Origin of the sequence: Mesorhizobium sp. WSM4312, from assembly GCF_002294875.1 — a bacterium.
In the GTDB taxonomy this organism is placed as follows: domain Bacteria; phylum Pseudomonadota; class Alphaproteobacteria; order Rhizobiales; family Rhizobiaceae; genus Mesorhizobium.
Map to the genome: position 1 here is coordinate 37,544 of NZ_NSFU01000023.1, position 16,652 is coordinate 54,195.

Genomic DNA, 16,652 nt, shown 5'->3' on the forward strand with positions numbered 1-16,652 from the left:
CTGGACGCTCCATGCCTCTGCCGATCCTTGCGCTTGCCATCGCGTCCTTCTGCATCGGCACCACCGAATTCGTCATCATGGGCCTGCTGCCGGAGGTCGCCGCCGACCTTCGCGTGTCGATCCCTTCGGCCGGCCTGCTGGTCACTGGCTATGCGCTCGGCGTCGTCTTCGGCGCCCCGATCGTCGCCATGGCCACCGCGCATCTGCCGCGCAAGCCGGTGCTGGTGGGGCTGGCCGCGTCGTTCGTCGTCGGCAATCTGTTCTGCGCCATCGCGCCCGACTACTGGACACTGATGGCGGCGCGTGTCTTCACCGCTTTTGGGCACGGCGCTTTCTTCGGCATCGGCTCGGTGGTTGCCGCAAGCCTGGTGCCGCGCAACAAACGCGCCAGCGCCATGGCGCTGATGTTTGCCGGCCTGACGCTTTCCAACATTCTGGGCGTTCCTGCCGGCACAGCACTTGGCGAAGCTTTCGGCTGGCGCTCCACATTCATCGCCGTGGTCGGCATCGGCCTGATCTCGGTCGCTGCCATCGCCTGGCTGGTGCCGTCGGATGTCACGGAGCCGAGCGGCGGCGGCCTGCGCGGCGAGTTGCGGGTGCTGGGCAGGCTGCAGGTCTGGCTGGCGATGCTGATCGCCTCGCTGGCCTCGGCCAGCCTGTTTGCCGTCTTCACCTATATAAAACCCTACCTCACCGACGTGTCCGGCCTGTCGACCTCTGCAGTCACCTGGGTGCTCCTGTTGTTCGGCGCCGGCATGACCATCGGCAACATCATTGGTGGGCGGCTGGCGGACTGGAAGCTGATGCCGACCGTCATCGGCACACTGCTGTTGATGGCGGTGCTGTTCGTCGGTTTCACACAGTTCGGCGCGATTGCCGGCGTCGCCATCGGCATCGTCTTCCTTTGGGGACTGCTCATCTTCGTCGTCGTGCCGCCGCTGCAGATCCGCGTCGTCGAGGCCGCTTCCGAAGGGCCGAACCTTGCCGCCACGCTGAACCAGGGCGCCTTCAATGTCGGCAATGCCAGCGGCGCCTGGATTGGCGGCGTGGCGCTTTCGGCGGGCGTCTCCTACGCCCACCTGCCGCTGGTCGGCACGGTGCTCGCCTTGCTGGCGGTCACCGTCGCGGTGCTGTCGCAGGCGCTGGACAGGCGCGCGCCTGTCCCGCTCCAGGCTGCGGCCGAATAGGCATCCATTCGCCAAAGCGACGGAAATCTTGCGCCCATAGCGCGGCCGACTGGACCAATCGACAGCGATACCTCAAATGGGCATGTCTTCTCGCTCTAACTGGAGAAAGTCATGCAGAAATCGATCGAACGCATCGCCGGCGACAGCGAGGGCGTTTCCTACGAATTCCCGGTGTTCCGCTTCACAGGTAGCGACAAGGAGACGCCCTCGGCTTATCTGCAGGCTGCCCTCCATGCCGGCGAACTGCCGGGCGTCGTCGCCATCGACGCGCTGATGCCGGCGCTGAACAAGGCCGCTGCCGAAGGCCGCATCAAGGGCGACATCACCATCGTGCCCTGGGCCAACCCGATCGGCCGCGCGCAATATCATTTCGGCGAGCATCAGGGCCGCTTTCACCTGGGCACCCGCACCAATTTCAACCGCGCCTTTCCGCTGCTTGCCGCGCCCGACGCCAGGCTCTTGCCCGACACCAGCTTTGGCGGCGCCGACCAGCGGCTGAAGTCCCGCCTGGTGCAGCTGTCGCTCGGCCACGACATCGTTCTCGACCTGCACTGCGACGACGAGGGCCTTGCCTATCTTTACATCCACACCAGCCTGTGGCCGGCCATGGCCGATTGCGCCGCCGCCATGGGCGTCGACGCAGTGGTACTGTGGAGCGAGGACACTGACGGCACCTTCGAGGGCGCCTCGATCATGCCCTACCAGAACGTTCCCGCCGACGTGGCGAAGTTCGACCGGCGCGTCGCCGCCACGGTCGAATATCGCGGCATACTCGACGTCGATGGCGCGCTCGCCGCGGCGGACGCCGACGGGCTTTACCGGTTGCTGGTGGCACGCGGTGTGATCGTCGACAGCGCGCTGCCCGCGCCCGGTCCATTCAAGGGCGTCGTCGCGCCATTGGAAAATATCGACATGATGCCGGCGCCACGGGCCGGCGCTGTGCTCTATGACGTGAAGCCCGGCGATCGCGTCATCAGGGGCGATCGTCTCGCCACCATCGTCCACGCGCCGGGCGAAACCGATGGCCGCGCGGAAGTGTTCGCGCCGCAGGACGGCATCATCCTGACGCGTCGCTCGCGTCGCATCATCCGCGCCGGCGAGGATCTGCTGAAGCTGGTCGGCGACAGGAAGAGCGTCGATGCCAGGTCGGGTACGCTGGAGGACTGACCTAGCCCGAGATCGCCAGCCGCGCCTTGGCTTCCAGCCATTCCGCCATTTGCCGGTATGGCACCGGACCGTGGCTGACGCGGGCGACGCCGAGTTCGGCCAGCCGCTGGCGCGGCGGCACATGCGCCAATGCGATGATGTTGACCGGCAGTGCTGTCGCCCTGCACAGCGCCTCGATGAGACCCTCGTCGCCAAGGCCCGGCGCAAAGAAACCGCTCGCTCCGGCCCTTTCATAGGCATGCGCCCGCTCGATCGCCTGGTCGAGCAGCGTCTTGTCATGCGCATCGGGCTTGGCCTTGAGGAAGATGTCGGTGCAGGCGTTGAGGAAGGCCGGGATACCCGAGGCCTTGACGGCAGCCGCGGCCGCTTCGACCCGCTTCACCTGGACAGCAATGTCGTGCAGGCCGGTGCCGCCAACGATCTGGTCCTCGAAGTTGAAGCCGACAGCGCCGGCCTGCAAGGCGCGTGTCACCGTCCGGGCGACGACTTCCGGCTCGACGCCGTAGCCGCCTTCGAGATCCATGGTCACCGGCAGATCGACCGCCTGCACGATGCGCCTGATGTTGTCGAGCGCCAGTTCCAGCGGGATTTTCTCGCCATCGGCATAGCCGAAGGCGGCCGCCACCGGCCAGCTTCCCGTCGCGATGGCCTTGGCCCCTGCTTTCTCGACGATCTTGGCCGAGCCCGGATCCCAGGCATTGTAGAGAACGATCGGGTTGCCCTTGACGTGAAGGGAATGGAACGTCCGCGCGCGCTGGGCCTGGTCGGTCATGGGTGTTTCCCGTCTTGGTATCGTTGGAAGTCCAGCCTAGCCGGGACCGCCGGCCCTGGCGATGTGCCATGAGCCCTTGAAGCGGCGGCCACCGGACGGACCTTTCAAACCTGTTGCGCATCCGGTTTTTCGCCGCTATGGATTTCGCCATGAACATGCGTTCGACCAAGACCATTTGGTGGTGGGCCTGCTGACAGCGGCCTGTTCGAACGCGCGTGCGTGAAAAGAAGAGGGTGGCCGCAACGGAAAGTCCGGGCGGCCATTTGTTTTTTAAAAGCCAGTCCCGGGTCCGTTGCCCCAACAAGCTGATGGAGACGGCAATGACGATGAAGGTTCTGGAAAACGGCGCTGAAAGTTTCGTGACCGCGGGTGGCATCACCATTGCGCGTGAGCGCCACGATCGGCCCTATGCGGGGGCGATCGACGCCTATGTCGATGGCTTGAATTCGCGCCGGGGCGCGGTGTTTTCCTCCAACTACGAATATCCCGGCCGTTACACGCGGTGGGACACCGCCATCATCGATCCGCCTTTGGTCATCTCCGCGCGCGGCCGCGCCATGCGCATCGAAGCGCTGAACCGCCGTGGCGAGGCGCTGTTGCCGGTCATCGGCAAGACGCTGGGCGGCCTTGCCGACATCACCATCGCAGAGACGACGAAGACGCTGATCCGCCTCGACGTCGTCAAACCCGGCCGCGTCTTCACCGAGGAGGAGCGCAGCCGCGTGCCTTCGGTCTTTACCGTGTTGCGCGCCATCACCGCTTTGTTCAAGACCGACGAAGACGCCAATCTCGGCCTCTATGGCGCCTTCGGTTACGACCTCGCCTTCCAGTTCGACCCGGTCGACTACAAGCTCGAGCGCAAGCCGAGCCAGCGCGACCTGGTGCTGTTCCTGCCCGACGAGATCCTGGTCGTCGACCACTATTCGGCCAAGGCGTGGACCGACCGCTACGACTATTCAGGCGAGGGATTTTCGACCGAAGGCCTGCCGCGCGACGCAGTCGCCGAGCCGTTCAAAACCGCCGACCGCATCCCGCCGCGCGGCGACCATGAGCCGGGCGAATATGCCAACCTTGTGCGGCGCGCCATGGACTCGTTCAAGCGCGGCGACCTGTTCGAGGTCGTGCCCGGCCAGATGTTCTACGAGCGCTGCGAGACCCAGCCCTCCGAGATTTCGCGCAAGCTGAAATCGATCAACCCCTCGCCCTATTCCTTCTTCATCAATCTGGGCGAAAACGAATATCTGATCGGCGCCTCGCCCGAAATGTTCGTGCGCGTCAACGGCCGCCGCGTCGAAACCTGCCCGATCTCCGGCACCATCAAGCGCGGCGACGATGCGATCTCGGATAGCGAGCAGATCCTGAAACTGCTCAATTCGAAGAAGGACGAGTCCGAGCTCACGATGTGCTCGGACGTCGACCGCAACGACAAGTCGCGGGTCTGCGAGCCGGGTTCGGTGCGCGTCATCGGCCGCCGCCAGATCGAGATGTATTCGCGCCTGATCCACACCGTCGACCACATAGAGGGCCGCCTGCGCGAAGGCATGGACGCCTTCGACGCCTTCCTGTCGCATGCCTGGGCAGTCACCGTCACCGGCGCGCCGAAACTGTGGGCCATGCGCTTCATCGAGCAGAACGAGAAGAGCCCGCGCGCCTGGTATGGCGGAGCGATCGGCATGGTCAATTTCAACGGCGACATGAACACCGGCCTCACCTTGCGCACCATCCGCATCAAGGACGGCATCGCCGAGGTGCGCGCCGGCGCCACATTGCTCTTCGACAGCATTCCCGAGGAAGAAGAAGCCGAAACCGAACTGAAGGCATCCGCCATGCTCTCCGCCATCCGCGACGCCAAGATGGGCAATTCCGCCAGCACCGAGCGCACCACCGCGCGCGTCGGCGACGGCGTCAACATCCTGCTCGTCGACCACGAGGACTCGTTCGTCCACACGCTGGCCAACTACTTCCGCCAGACCGGCGCCAATGTCTCGACCGTGCGCACGCCGGTGCCGGAAGAAGTCTTCGAGCGGCTGAAGCCGGACCTCGTCGTGCTCTCGCCCGGACCAGGCACGCCGAAGGATTTCGACTGCGCCGCGACCATCAGACGAGCGCGCGCCCGCGACCTGCCGATCTTCGGCGTCTGCCTGGGCCTGCAGGCGCTGGCCGAAGCCTATGGCGGGGAACTGCGCCAGCTGCACATTCCCATGCACGGCAAGCCCTCGCGCATCCGCGTCTCCAAGCCCGGCATCATCTTCTCCGGCCTGCCCAAGGAAGTCACCGTCGGCCGCTACCACTCGATCTTCGCCGATCCGGTGCGCCTGCCCGATGATTTCATTGTCACGGCCGAGACGGAGGACGGCATCATCATGGCCTTCGAGCACCGCAAGGAGCCGATTGCCGCCGTGCAGTTCCATCCGGAATCGATCATGACGCTCGGCCACAATGCCGGCATGCGCATCATCGAGAACATCGTCGCTCATTTGCCGCGCAAGGCGAAGGAAAAGGCAGCCTGACCTCGATGGCCGAAGCCGAGAACACGATGGCGATCGCAGCCAGGGAGGCCGCGAAGCGCAAGGTCGCCAACCTTGCCTTCTGGTCGATCGTGGTCGCCTTTGTCGTGCTCGCGCTGAAGCTGGCCGCCTGGTACATTACCGGCTCCGTCGCGCTTTATTCGGACGCTCTGGAATCGATCGTCAACGTCATTGCCTCGGTCGCCGCCTTCTGGGCGATCCAGGTCAGTTACAAGCCGGCCGACCAGGATCATCCGTTCGGCCATCACAAGGCGGAATATTTCTCGGCGGTGCTCGAAGGCGTGCTGATCGTCGTCGCCGCGCTTTTGATCCTCAACGAGGTCTGGCGCTCCTGGCAAGCGCCAGCGCCCCTGGAACGGCCCTGGAATGGCCTTGCCGTCAACGGTAACGCCACGCTGATCAACGCCTTCTGGGCCTGGACGCTGATCCGCGCCGGCCGGGCCGAAAAGTCGCCGGCGCTGGTCGCCGACGGCAATCACATCATGACCGACGTCGTCACCTCGGTGGGCGTCTTCGGCGGCCTGGTCGGGGCAATCCTGACCGGCTGGCAGATCCTCGATCCGGCGCTCGCCGTCATCGTCGCGCTCAACATCCTGTGGCAGGGTTGGCATGTCATCGGCTCGTCGATGAATGGCCTGATGGACCGTGCCGTCGACACGCAGGAAAACATGCGCATCCGCGACGTCATCTCGGCCAATTGCAAGGGCGCGCTGGAGGTGCATGACCTGAAAACCCGCATCGCCGGCCGCGCCACTTTCATCGAGTTCCATCTGGTCGTCGACGCCGGCATGTCGGTCGGCGCCAGCCACGTCATCTGCGACCGGATCGAAGACGCGCTGAAAGCCGAAATCCCCTCGGTGCGCGTCACCATCCATGTCGAGCCCGACGACGAGGCCAAGCTGCCCAAGGGCACGACGGCCGTGCCGTTTGCGTGATGCCCTTCAGCTTATGGTGCGCAGGCCGATTGCGGCATTGGCTCCAGCCGATAGACCTTGTCGTCCGACTTCGTCTTGCCGTCGGCTGCCTTCGAGCAGAGATCGACGATCGTCAGGCTGCTGTTGGGGTTGGCGAGCATCATCGTGCCGTTGGCGCCGCGCTTGAGGAAGATTTCCTTCTGCGCGATGTCGCAGGAAAAATCGCTCATCTTCGAGCTTGCCGCGCAGCGCCACTGATCGGCCTCGCCCTGGCAGGAATAAGTCTGCGTGATCTTGCCGGACTTCAGCCGCGCCGTGACCGAGACGGCGATGTCGGCGCCGTCAGGCCAGTTGGCGATGTCGCCGCCCGAAGCGAAGGACGCCAGTTCCACCGGCCCGCGGAAAACCCGGATCGACTGCGTCAGTTGGTCGGGATGCGAAGCCAGATGCGCCGCGTCATAGTCGCGGCCGTAGCAGAAGGCCTGGTCAGGCTTCAGCCGCTCGCGCAGCGGCGGGCCGAGCGCCGGATCGATCGGGTCGATGCGCGCGAACTCGGCCTTGCAGGTCGCGGCCGGCATCGGGTCGAGGCGGAAATTGTCATCCTCTGAGCCCAGCGCCTGCCTGTCATATTCGGCCTTGCCGAGTTCCTCTTCTGATCCGGCATCGAGATAGAGGTCGGCCGAGACATCGGTGACAATCAGGCGGCCTTTGTCATCGACCTTCAGCGAGGCCATGGTGCGGTCGCAGTCCATGCCGCAACGGATCGGCCCTGATGTGCCATCCTCGGATTCATGATTGCACCAGCCGCCGGCCCATTGCGGCGTCTTGGCGCCACGCACCGTCGTGGTGAGAAAGCCATTGTAGGACGTGTCGGCATTTGCCGTGGGCTCTTCGTTCGGCCGGCTGACCGGGTCATGGCCATAGTAGAAGAAGATCCGCGCCACCTTCTGCTTCGGATGCGCCTTGAGATGGGCCGCGTCATAGACCCGGCCGAAACAGACGTCCGCCCCGTTCGGGCTGAGTTCCTTAAGCTTGAGTGCGTCGGCGGCGACGGCCGTGCTCGTCAGCAAGCCAAGCAGCACGACGCCAAATCCGGCGCCCGCGACTGTCTTCCATACCCCTGCCCTGAACGTCATGTGACCTCTCCTCGCATCGACAGACGCAGCGTCAATTTATGCTAGTATTGCGGCCGCAGCCACGCAAATCGCGGTAGGATCTGAGGAGGATGCCATGCGCCGACGCGACATGTTCCGCGCGGTTCTTGCCGGGACCGCAACGTTTCTCGGCCTGCGGGCCGCGCAGGCCGCGGCCACGGAGCCCGCCAGGCTGAAGGTCGCCTATCACCTGAGCGATGTGGACAAGGTCAACTTCGTGCTCGGCAACATCAAGAACCACTATGAGGGCACCGGCGGCAATGTCGACATCGCGCTGGTCGTGCATGGCCCGGCCCTGGCGAGCTTCAAGTCGAAGGGCATATCGGCTGCTATCTCCGGCCGCTTCGCCGGCCTGGTGCAGCAGGGCCTCGAGCCGCAAGCCTGCGGCAACACCATGCGGGGCATGGATATTTCGCTCGCCGACCTGCTCGATGGTTTTCATGCCGCCGACAAGGGCGGCGTCGTCAAGCTCGCGGAACTGCAAAGCCAGGGCTATGCCTATCTACGCCCCTGAGGCTTGAACACCGGGGTGGCAAAGGCCTACGAAGGGCGGCAGACATCCCGGAGGAACAACAGTGCCAGCCACCAACACGCTCAGCATTCCCGATCTCGCCGGCAAGGCGGTGCTGGTGACCGGCGCCTCGACCGGCATCGGCGCGGCACTCGCGCTGGCCTACGCCGCGCAGAAATCCAGGGTGGCGCTGCATTACAATTCGAGCCGCCAGGCCGCCGAGAAACTCGCCAAGACCATTGCCGACAGCGGCGGCGAGGTGTTCCTCGTCCAGGGCGATTTTTCCGTCCCCGCCGACGTCGAGCGCGTCGTCGAGGACAGCGCCCAGCATTTCGGCCGCCTCGACGGGCTGGTCAACAATGCCGGCGGCATGCTCGGCCGCGTACCCTACGCCGACCAGACCGAAGCGCATTACGACGCAGTGATGGACCTCAATGCGCGTTCGGTGCTGACCGCTTCGCGCAAGGCGATGCCGTGGCTGAAGAAGCAGGGCGGCTTCATCGTCAACACCTCGTCGATCGCCGCGCGCAATGGTGCCGGCGGCGGCGCCGGCCTCTACGGCTCGGCCAAGGCCTTCGTTTCCAATGTGACGCGCGGCATGGCCAAGGAGCTGATCGGCTTCGGCATCCGCGTCAACGCCGTGGCGCCCGGCACGATCCTGACACCCTTCCATGAGCGCTATTCGACCGAAGAGCAGATCAAGGGCATGGTGGCCACCATTCCGCAGGGCCGCGCCGGCACGGCGGAAGACTGCGTCGGCGCCTATCTGTTCCTCTCCTCGGACCTGCTGAGCGGCTACATCACCGGCCAGGTGATCGAGGTGAATGGCGGCCAGTTGATGCCGTGACCGGCTATCTGCATACTGACGGTCCGCGTACTCTTGTCGAAAATTTTGAAGGGAGACAGCTGAATGTACGGACTGATCGGCAAGATGCGGGCGGCGCGCGGCCAGCGCGACGCGGTCATGGACGTGCTGCGCGCCAGCACCGGCGCCCTGCCGGGCTGCCTGAGCTATATCGTCGCCACCGACCCGGCCGATGCCGACGCGATCTGGGTGACCGAAGTGTGGACCGACCAGGCAAGTCATAAGGCCTCGCTGCAGCTTCCGGAAGTCCAGGCGGCAATCGCCAAGGCGCGACCCTTCATCGCCGGCTTCGAGTTCCAGGTGGAGACCAATCCCGTTGGCGGCTTCGGGTTGCCTGACGGCAAGACAGGCTGAGGCCTTCGGGCAGCTTTTTCAGCACGGCGGGGTTCGCATCGCCGTGCTTCGGGTCTAAGACCGACACATGGATTCCTCGGTGCAGCCTCGCGACCAGCCCGCCACCGAGCGCATGGCGCGGATGGGCAAGCCCTGGCAATGGATGGTCCTGCTCACCATCTCGGCCCTGTTTGCAGGCGCGCTCGAATTCGCCGCCCTGCCGGCGGCGTTGCTGATCGGGCCGATGCTGGCAGCCATCGTCGCCGGCACCAATGGCGCCACGGTGCGGGTGCCGCGCCTGCTGTTCGGCTCCGCCCAGGCCATTGTCGGCTGTCTCGTCGCCGCGTCGATCTCGGCCGCCATCTTTCCCGTCTTCCATGCCGAGTGGCCGCTGTTCCTGGGCGTAGTGATTGCGACAGTCGCGGCCTCCAGCCTGCTTGGCTGGCTGATCAGCCGCTGGCGCATCCTGCCTGGCACCACCGCCGTCTGGGGCTCCTCGCCGGGTGCGGCTACCGCCATGGTGCTGATGGCCGGCGCTTTTGGCGCCGACCAGCGCCTTGTCGCCTTCATGCAGTATCTGCGCGTCATCTTCGTTTCGATGACGGCGGCAATCGTCGCCAAAATGTGGGTCGACACATCGGGCATCGAAATCCCGCCAATCATCTGGTTTCCGCCGATCGATGTCCAAGCCTTCGCCGCCACGTCAGGCATCGCGCTGGTCGGCGGCCTGGCGGGAAAGCTGTGCCGGCTGCCCTCGCCCTTCTTCCTCGGCACCTTCATCTTCGGCGCCGTCGTCCATCTCGGCCTTGATGTCGAGATGCAGCTGCCGCCCTGGCTGCTGGCAATCAGCTACGCCATGGTCGGCTGGTCGATCGGACTGAACTTCACCAGGCCGATCCTGCGCCATGCGACGCGTGCGCTGCCGCAGATCATCGCCTCGATCGTAGCGCTGATCGCCTTTTGCGGCGGGCTCGCCTTCCTGATCAGCCATCTCCTTGGCATCGATCCGCTCACCGCCTATCTGGCGACCAGCCCCGGCGGCATGGACAGCGTGGCCATCATCGCCGCCGCGGCGCAGCACGTCGACATCTCTTTCGTCATGGCGCTGCAATCGGCGCGCTTCCTGATCGTGCTGCTCGTCGGCCCGAGCGTCGCCCGGCTGGTTGCCAGAAGCATCAGGGACTGACAGGCCACTCTTCACCGCCGGCTCCCTATCGCGCCGCAAGCCGCTCGGGAAGGAAATCGACGAAGACGCGCACCTTTGGCGACAGATGGCGATTGGAGGGCCACAGCATCCGGAACTGACCACGGCCGTCGATATGATCGTCCAGCACGGTGCGCAGCCTTCCGTCCAGCAACGCCTCGCGGACCAGGAAATCGGGCATGCAGGCGATGCCGAGCCCGGCGATCGTGGCACCCTTCAAGGCCTCCATATTGTTGCAGGTCAGCTTCGAGCGGATCTGCGGTTCGGCGCTTCCGGTCATGAATGGCCACTCCAGCAGCCTGCCGCTGTTGAGAAAGCGGAAGTTGATGCCGAAATGCCGGATGAGATCCGCCGGCTCCCCGGGCTTGCCGTGGCGGTCGAGATAGGCGGGCGCCGCGCACAAAAGCATGCGAAAGGGTGCGACGGGTCTCGACACCAATCGTGAATCGGGCAGCTCGCCGCTGCGGATCGCGACGTCGATGCCTTCCTCGATGACGTCGACAATGCGGTCGTTGAAATCGATGTCGAGTTCGATCTCGGGATAGCGGGCCATGAACTCCGACAGCACCGGCAAAAGCAGATGGTAGGTGACGATTGGCGTCGAGACGCGCAGCCGTCCGTGCGGCGTTTCCCGTGTCCGCGACAGCATCGCCTCGGCATCGTCGATATCGTCGAGGATGCGCCGCACCCGCTCGTTGAACAGCCTGCCCTCTTCCGTCAGGCCGACGCGCCGCGTGCTGCGCTGCAGGAGCCGCACGCCGAGCTCCTGCTCGAGCCTTGCGACGCTCTTGCCGACGGCGGAGGCCGAAATGCCGAGCGCCCGGCCGGCGGCGATGAAACTGCCAAGCTCGGCGGTGCGGGCGAACGCCAGGAGGCCACTGAGACGATCCATCGTAGTCTTCCATTCGAGCGCTTCAGTCCGGTATGTCAGGAGATATAATACCATTTTTCCGGAAAGGCCGCCGACCTATCTTATCGTTGCGACCGGCGCTGCGACCCACGCCCATGCCGGCGGATGCTGCTTCAGATAGGAAAATCCATGACCTCGAAGACCACAACCGGCCCGGCCGAGCGATGGCTCGTGCTCTTGTCGGTATGCCTTGCCGCGATGACCATGCCCTTGACCTTCACCGGCCCGGCCGTCGCGCTCTCCCGCATCGCGGCCGATCTCGGCGGCAGCCCGATCGCGCTCAACTGGGTGACGAACGCCTTCATGCTGACCTTCGGCGCCAGCCTGATGGCGGCTGGAGCGCTGGCCGACAACCACGGCCGCAAGCGCATCTTCCTCGCCGGCCTCTGCCTCTATGTCCTGGCGTCGCTCGGTGCGATGCTGGCGCCCGGCATCGTTTGGTTCGACATGTTCAGGGCAGCGCAAGGCATCGGCAGTGCCCTGGCCTTCGCCGGCGGCGCCTCCGCACTTGCGCAGGAGTTCGAAGGGCCGCTGCGGCTCCGCGCTTTCTCGTTCCTCGGCACCAGTTTCGGCATCGGCCTCGCCTTCGGTCCGATCGCCTCCGGCCTGCTCATCTCCGCACTCGGCTGGCGGTCGATCTTTGTTCTGGTGGCAGTGCTGGCGATCGCCTCGGCGCTGCTGGGCCTGCGCACCATCCGGGAATCGCGCGACCCGGATGCGACCGGCCTCGACTTGGCGGGAGCCGGCACTTTCACGATCGCACTGGCTTTGCTGACCTATGGCGTCCTGCAGGCGCCGCAGAGCGGTTGGGCCGACCCCATCGTCATCGCCCTGCTTGCGGCGGCCGCCCTGTTCTTCGCCGCGTTCGTTATCGTCGAGCGGCGCGTGCGCAGGCCGATGCTCGACCTCACGCTGTTTCGCTTTCCCCGCTTCGTCGGCGTCCAGTTCCTGGCGGCGGCGCCCGCCTATGGCTTCGTCGTCCTGCTGGTGCTTTTGCCGATCCGCTTCATCGGCATCGAAGGGATGAACGAGATCCAGGCCGGGCAGTTGATGATCTGCCTGTCGGGGCCGCTGCTGATCCTGCCCTTGCTTGCCGGCCAGCTGGCGCGCTGGGTCGCGCCGGCCACGATCTGCGGCGCGGGCCTGCTCATCGCCGCCGCCGGCCTCGTCTGGCTGAGCCTGACACCGCCGGTCGCCGTCGCACTGGTGGCGCCGCTGGTGCTGATCGGCGTCGGCATCGCCTTGCCCTGGGGGTTGATGGACGGGCTTGCCGTCAGCGTCGTGCCCAGGGAGCGCGCCGGCATGGCGGTCGGCATCTTCAACACCACCCGCGTCGCTTGCGAGGGCGTGGCGGTGGCGATCGTCATGGCGACGCTGTCTGGTTTCACCGCCACGCAACTCGGGGTTCAAGGGCTGGCCTCGCCCGCCGAAGCGGCCGCGGCAGCGCAACTGCTGGCAACCGGCAACATCGGCGAAACAGCGCAGCGTCTGCCAATGGCCGACGCCAGTGCCTTGGTCCATGCTTACGAAACGGCCTTCGACCGGCTGCTGGTCGTGCTGGCGACAATCACCGTGCTTACCGCCATCGTCGTCTTCCTCGGTCTACGTCGCGGTTCGGCGCCGGAACAAGACGCCGCTCCTGTCCCGGCCTGCCAGGAAGGCTGACGCCACGTGACGCCATCAAGTCCGGCAAGGCGTCAAAAAATACTTGACTTTTATACTCATATTTGAGAGCGCGGAAGCGCAACCAAAACATGAGAGTTGGAGACGGGTTAATGTCGAAGCAGTCGAGGACATGGCGCCGGGGATTATCATTGCTGGCGGGCAGCGCCATCCTCTGCCATGCTTGGCCGGCAATTGCCCAGGATGGCGGCGACGCCACCATTCTCGACCGGATCGAGGTGACAGCCGAGAGCAATGAGATCCTGAAACAGGACGGCTACGTCGCCAAGAAGGACCGCATCGGCACCAAGACCGACACCCCGATTGCCAGGATCCCGCAGGCGGTCTCGGTCGTCACGCAAAAACAGATCGAGGACCAGAAGCCGCGCACGCTGAACGACGCGCTGGGCTACACGGCCAGCGCCAACCCCAACAGCTTCGGTTTCGATACGCGCTACGACGCCTTCTTCCTGCGCGGCTTCCAGGCCTTCTACAACGGCATGTTCCGCGACGGGCTGCGCCAGTACAACGGCCCCTCCGCCTGGTTCAAGACCGAGCCCTATGGCATCGAGGGCGTCACCGTCCTCAAGGGTCCGGCCTCCTCGCTTTACGGCGTCAGTGGTCCGGGTGGCATCGTCAATGTCGTCACCAAGCGGCCCAAGGACGGGCCGTTCCACGAGATCGAGTTGCTGGCCGGCGAACACAACCGCTTCCAGGCGGCACTCGACGCCTCCGGCCCGGTCAACGACGACGGCAGCATCCTCTACCGCTTCACCAGCCTTGGCCGCCTGAGCGAGACCGGCCTGCCCGACTATCCCGACGACAAGCTCTATCTGGCGCCGGCCGTCACCTTCAAGCCGGACGAGGACACCAAACTCACCATCCTCGGCGAATATTCCAAGTCCGTCACCGGCGGCACCGCGGCCTTCTACAATTCGGCCTATGGCGTCCTGTCGAATGTCTATGAGGGCGACGCGGCCTGGAACGACTTCACCCAGGACCAGGGGCGCATCGGCTACGAGTTCGAGCATCGCTTCAACGACTGGCTGACGGTGCGCCAGAACCTGCGCTACAACGCCGTCGATTCAGACATCGAATACAGCGGCCACTATTCGGTCGGCGCCGACCAGCCGCTGCAGCGCTATTGGGGCCACTACACCGAGGCGATGAAGAACTTCGTCGTCGACAACATGGCGCAACTCGAATTCGATACCGGCCCGGTCAGGCACACCGCGATTGCCGGCATCGACTATGCCTGGTCGGACTATGACGCCGGCAGCGGGCTTTCCTACGTCTCGGTCGACGACATCGAGGCCGCCCCCGTCCCGCATTCCGGCGGGCAGGAGATGAACCAGCTCGGCGTCTACCTGCACGACCAGATGGAGTGGAACGATCTCACCCTGTTCACCAGCGGTCGTTACGACTGGGTCGACACCACCTCAACGGCGGCCGATTTCAGCCAGTCGAAACAGAAGGACAGCGCCTTCTCCGGCCGCGTCGGCCTGTCTTACCAGACCGAATGGGGCATCATTCCCTATGTCAACTATTCGACCTCCTTCTCGCCGAACATCGGCCTTGTCTATGACGACGTCTCGAGTTCTGTCGGCCGCGTCGCCCGCCCGACCATTGCCACGCAGAAGGAGATCGGCGTCAAATACGAGATCCCCGACCATAACGCGACGATCAGCGCCGCGCTGTTCGACATCGACCAGAAGGACGGCGTCGTCTTCGACGCCTCGACCGGCATCAACAAGCAGCGCCAGCTCGACCTGAACTCGCGCGGCGTCGAGCTGGAAGCCAATGCCTCGTTGGACAACGGTTTCAGCGTCATCGCCTCCTACACCTATCTGCGCGTGAAGATCGAACGCGGCGCCGAGGGCACCGACGGCAAGGAATTGTCGGCGACGCCGAACCACATCCTGTCGCTCTGGGGCCATTATCAATTCGAGAACGGCACGCTGGAAGGGCTCGGGCTCGGCGCCGGCGTACGCTTCGCCGGCGCGAGCTACGGCGACGACGCCAACACTTTCGAGAACGACGCGCGCGCCTTCGTCGACACCTCGCTGTCCTACGACTTCGGCTACCGCAGTCCGAAGCTCGAAGGGGTCAAGCTGCAGATCAACGCCAAGAACCTGTTCGACAACCAGCAGACGATTTGCTCGGCCGGCTATTGCTACCGCGACGAAGGCCGCTCGCTGTTCGGCAGCCTGCGCTATCGCTTCTGATGTCGGTCTCGGTCCCAAACCAGGCCGCGTCGTCGCCGGCCGCCGTCGTCGCGGCGATCGGCGGCCTCTATGTCGCGCAGAGCGTGATCGGCGGCATCACCTGGACCGGCCTGCCGGCCGTGATGCGCGACCAGGGCCTGCCGCTCGACCGCATCGGCCTGCTCACCCTGATCGCCCTGCCATGGGCGCTGAAGTTCCTGTGGTCACCGGCGGTGGAGCGCCACCGCCTTCCGCCGACCGGCGAAAACCGCACGGGCGCGATCGTCCTTGTCGGCGGCCTGGTTTCCATCGCCGGATTGCTGGCCGTTGCCCAGCTCGGCCCCACCGCCTTCTGGCCCGTGATTGCCTGCCTGACAGTCGTTGCCTTTGCGGCCTCTACCGTCGACATCGCCTGCGACGGTTTTGCGGTGCAGAACCTTGCCGGGGAAAATCTCGGCTGGGGCAATGCCGCCCAGGTCGGCGGTGCTTATCTCGGCTCGGCGATCGGCGCCGGCCTTTTCCTCTATCTGGTCGAAATCCATGGCTGGCGCGCGGCGGTTTCGGCCATGGCCTCGCTGCTGGTGTTGCTCGGCCTTCCCTTCCTGCTCGGCATCGCCAGCCGATCGCGCGAGGAAATGCGCGAACACGTTCCTGCGCTCGCCGCGGCGTTGCGGCGCCCGCAGATACGCCGCGGCCTTGCGGCATCGGCGATCTACGTTCTGGCGCAGAAGGCGGCGCTGGCCATGCTCGGTCCGCTTCTGATCGATGCCGGGCTCAGCCTTGCCACCATCGGGCTGGTCAACGGCGCCGGCAGCATGATCCTCGGCGTCGCGGCCGCGCTTGCCGGCGGTGCTCTCGTGCGATGGCTGGGCACGCGCAGTGTGCTTGTCCTGGCGCTCGTCCTGCAGGCCGGATCGCTATTCACCCTCTCGGCCTTCGCGCTTTCGGGCACTTTCCCGGCGGGTCCGCTGATGGCGATAGCGATGCTGAGTTCCTCGGGCATCATGGCGCTCGGCTTCGTGGCGCTTTATGCGCAGTTCATGCGCTGGTCGGACCCGAGGCAGGCGGGCGTCGATTTCACGCTTTTCCAATGCATGGACGCATTGGTCAGCATGGCGGGCGGCGTCCTGGCCGGCTATGTGGCGCAACATCTCGGCTATGGCGCGCTGTTCGGCGGCGCCGGCGTGGTCGCGCTGCTGGCGGCGCCGGCGATCGCCATGGTCAGCGACCGCGACTGAAGA

At 65.3% G+C, this 16,652-nt stretch carries 14 protein-coding genes; 11 read left to right on the forward strand and 3 right to left on the reverse strand.

Translation table 11 applies throughout. The annotated features are described in order from the left end of the window. The first annotated feature begins 11 nt into the window (after nt 1-11). Nucleotides 12-1,187: an MFS transporter gene (locus tag CK228_RS29700; protein ID WP_095790123.1), complete on the forward strand. Its 1,176-nt coding sequence runs from the start codon at nt 12-14 to the stop codon at nt 1,185-1,187. Nucleotides 1,188-1,298: 111 nt separating this feature from the next. Next, complete coding sequence (locus CK228_RS29705) at nt 1,299-2,354, forward strand: succinylglutamate desuccinylase/aspartoacylase family protein (RefSeq protein WP_095790124.1); 1,056 nt, start codon at nt 1,299-1,301, stop codon at nt 2,352-2,354. 1 nt (nt 2,355) lies between these two features. Here CK228_RS29705 and CK228_RS29710 read toward each other — a convergent pair whose 3' ends face one another. Further along, nucleotides 2,356-3,126 (reverse strand): isocitrate lyase/phosphoenolpyruvate mutase family protein, encoded by a 771-nt coding sequence (locus CK228_RS29710; protein ID WP_095790125.1) that lies wholly within the window; start codon nt 3,124-3,126, stop codon nt 2,356-2,358. Nucleotides 3,127-3,446: 320 nt separating this feature from the next. On the opposite strand from CK228_RS29710, the gene CK228_RS29715 reads away from it, so the two are divergent. Together CK228_RS29715 and CK228_RS29720 are read left to right on the forward strand one after the other, a co-directional pair. Then, nucleotides 3,447-5,636 (forward strand): anthranilate synthase, encoded by a 2,190-nt coding sequence (locus CK228_RS29715; protein WP_095790151.1) that lies wholly within the window; start codon nt 3,447-3,449, stop codon nt 5,634-5,636. 5 nt (nt 5,637-5,641) lie between these two features. Next, nucleotides 5,642-6,589 carry a cation diffusion facilitator family transporter gene (locus CK228_RS29720; RefSeq protein WP_095790126.1) on the forward strand — a complete coding sequence of 316 codons (948 nt, stop codon included), beginning with the start codon at nt 5,642-5,644 and terminating at the stop codon, nt 6,587-6,589. Between the two features lie 11 nt (nt 6,590-6,600). On the opposite strand, the gene CK228_RS29725 is transcribed toward CK228_RS29720, so the two are convergent. After that, complete coding sequence (locus tag CK228_RS29725) at nt 6,601-7,704, reverse strand: hypothetical protein (RefSeq protein WP_095790127.1); 1,104 nt, start codon at nt 7,702-7,704, stop codon at nt 6,601-6,603. Between the two features lie 94 nt (nt 7,705-7,798). On the opposite strand from CK228_RS29725, the gene CK228_RS29730 reads away from it, so the two are divergent. The 4 genes from CK228_RS29730 (at nt 7,799) to CK228_RS29745 (ending at nt 10,617) form a co-directional block, all read left to right on the forward strand. Continuing rightward, nucleotides 7,799-8,236 carry a DsrE family protein gene (locus tag CK228_RS29730; protein ID WP_095790128.1) on the forward strand — a complete coding sequence of 146 codons (438 nt, stop codon included), beginning with the start codon at nt 7,799-7,801 and terminating at the stop codon, nt 8,234-8,236. A 61-nt stretch (nt 8,237-8,297) separates the two neighbouring features. Then, on the forward strand, nt 8,298-9,080 hold the full coding sequence (locus CK228_RS29735) for an SDR family oxidoreductase (RefSeq protein WP_095790129.1): 783 nt from the start codon (nt 8,298-8,300) through the stop codon (nt 9,078-9,080). A 63-nt stretch (nt 9,081-9,143) separates the two neighbouring features. Continuing rightward, nucleotides 9,144-9,452 carry a putative quinol monooxygenase gene (locus tag CK228_RS29740; protein WP_095773480.1) on the forward strand — a complete coding sequence of 103 codons (309 nt, stop codon included), beginning with the start codon at nt 9,144-9,146 and terminating at the stop codon, nt 9,450-9,452. A gap of 67 nt (nt 9,453-9,519) precedes the next feature. After that, nucleotides 9,520-10,617 carry an AbrB family transcriptional regulator gene (locus CK228_RS29745; RefSeq protein ID WP_095773479.1) on the forward strand — a complete coding sequence of 366 codons (1,098 nt, stop codon included), beginning with the start codon at nt 9,520-9,522 and terminating at the stop codon, nt 10,615-10,617. A 25-nt stretch (nt 10,618-10,642) separates the two neighbouring features. Here CK228_RS29745 and CK228_RS29750 read toward each other — a convergent pair whose 3' ends face one another. Further along, nucleotides 10,643-11,527 carry a LysR family transcriptional regulator gene (locus tag CK228_RS29750; protein WP_095773478.1) on the reverse strand — a complete coding sequence of 295 codons (885 nt, stop codon included), beginning with the start codon at nt 11,525-11,527 and terminating at the stop codon, nt 10,643-10,645. Nucleotides 11,528-11,674: 147 nt separating this feature from the next. Here CK228_RS29750 and CK228_RS29755 point away from each other — a divergent pair, with 147 nt between their 5' ends. The 3 genes from CK228_RS29755 to CK228_RS29765 all read left to right on the forward strand — a co-directional run bounded on the left by CK228_RS29755 (nt 11,675) and on the right by CK228_RS29765 (nt 16,649). After that, nucleotides 11,675-13,210, forward strand: coding sequence for an MFS transporter (locus CK228_RS29755; RefSeq protein WP_095773706.1), 1,536 nt, complete (start codon nt 11,675-11,677; stop codon nt 13,208-13,210). Nucleotides 13,211-13,320: 110 nt separating this feature from the next. Beyond that, nucleotides 13,321-15,432 carry a TonB-dependent siderophore receptor gene (locus tag CK228_RS29760; RefSeq protein ID WP_095790130.1) on the forward strand — a complete coding sequence of 704 codons (2,112 nt, stop codon included), beginning with the start codon at nt 13,321-13,323 and terminating at the stop codon, nt 15,430-15,432. After that, nucleotides 15,432-16,649 carry an MFS transporter gene (locus CK228_RS29765; RefSeq protein ID WP_095790131.1) on the forward strand — a complete coding sequence of 406 codons (1,218 nt, stop codon included), beginning with the start codon at nt 15,432-15,434 and terminating at the stop codon, nt 16,647-16,649. The genes CK228_RS29760 and CK228_RS29765 overlap by 1 nt, the downstream gene beginning before the upstream one ends. The last annotated feature ends 3 nt before the right edge of the window (nt 16,650-16,652 follow it).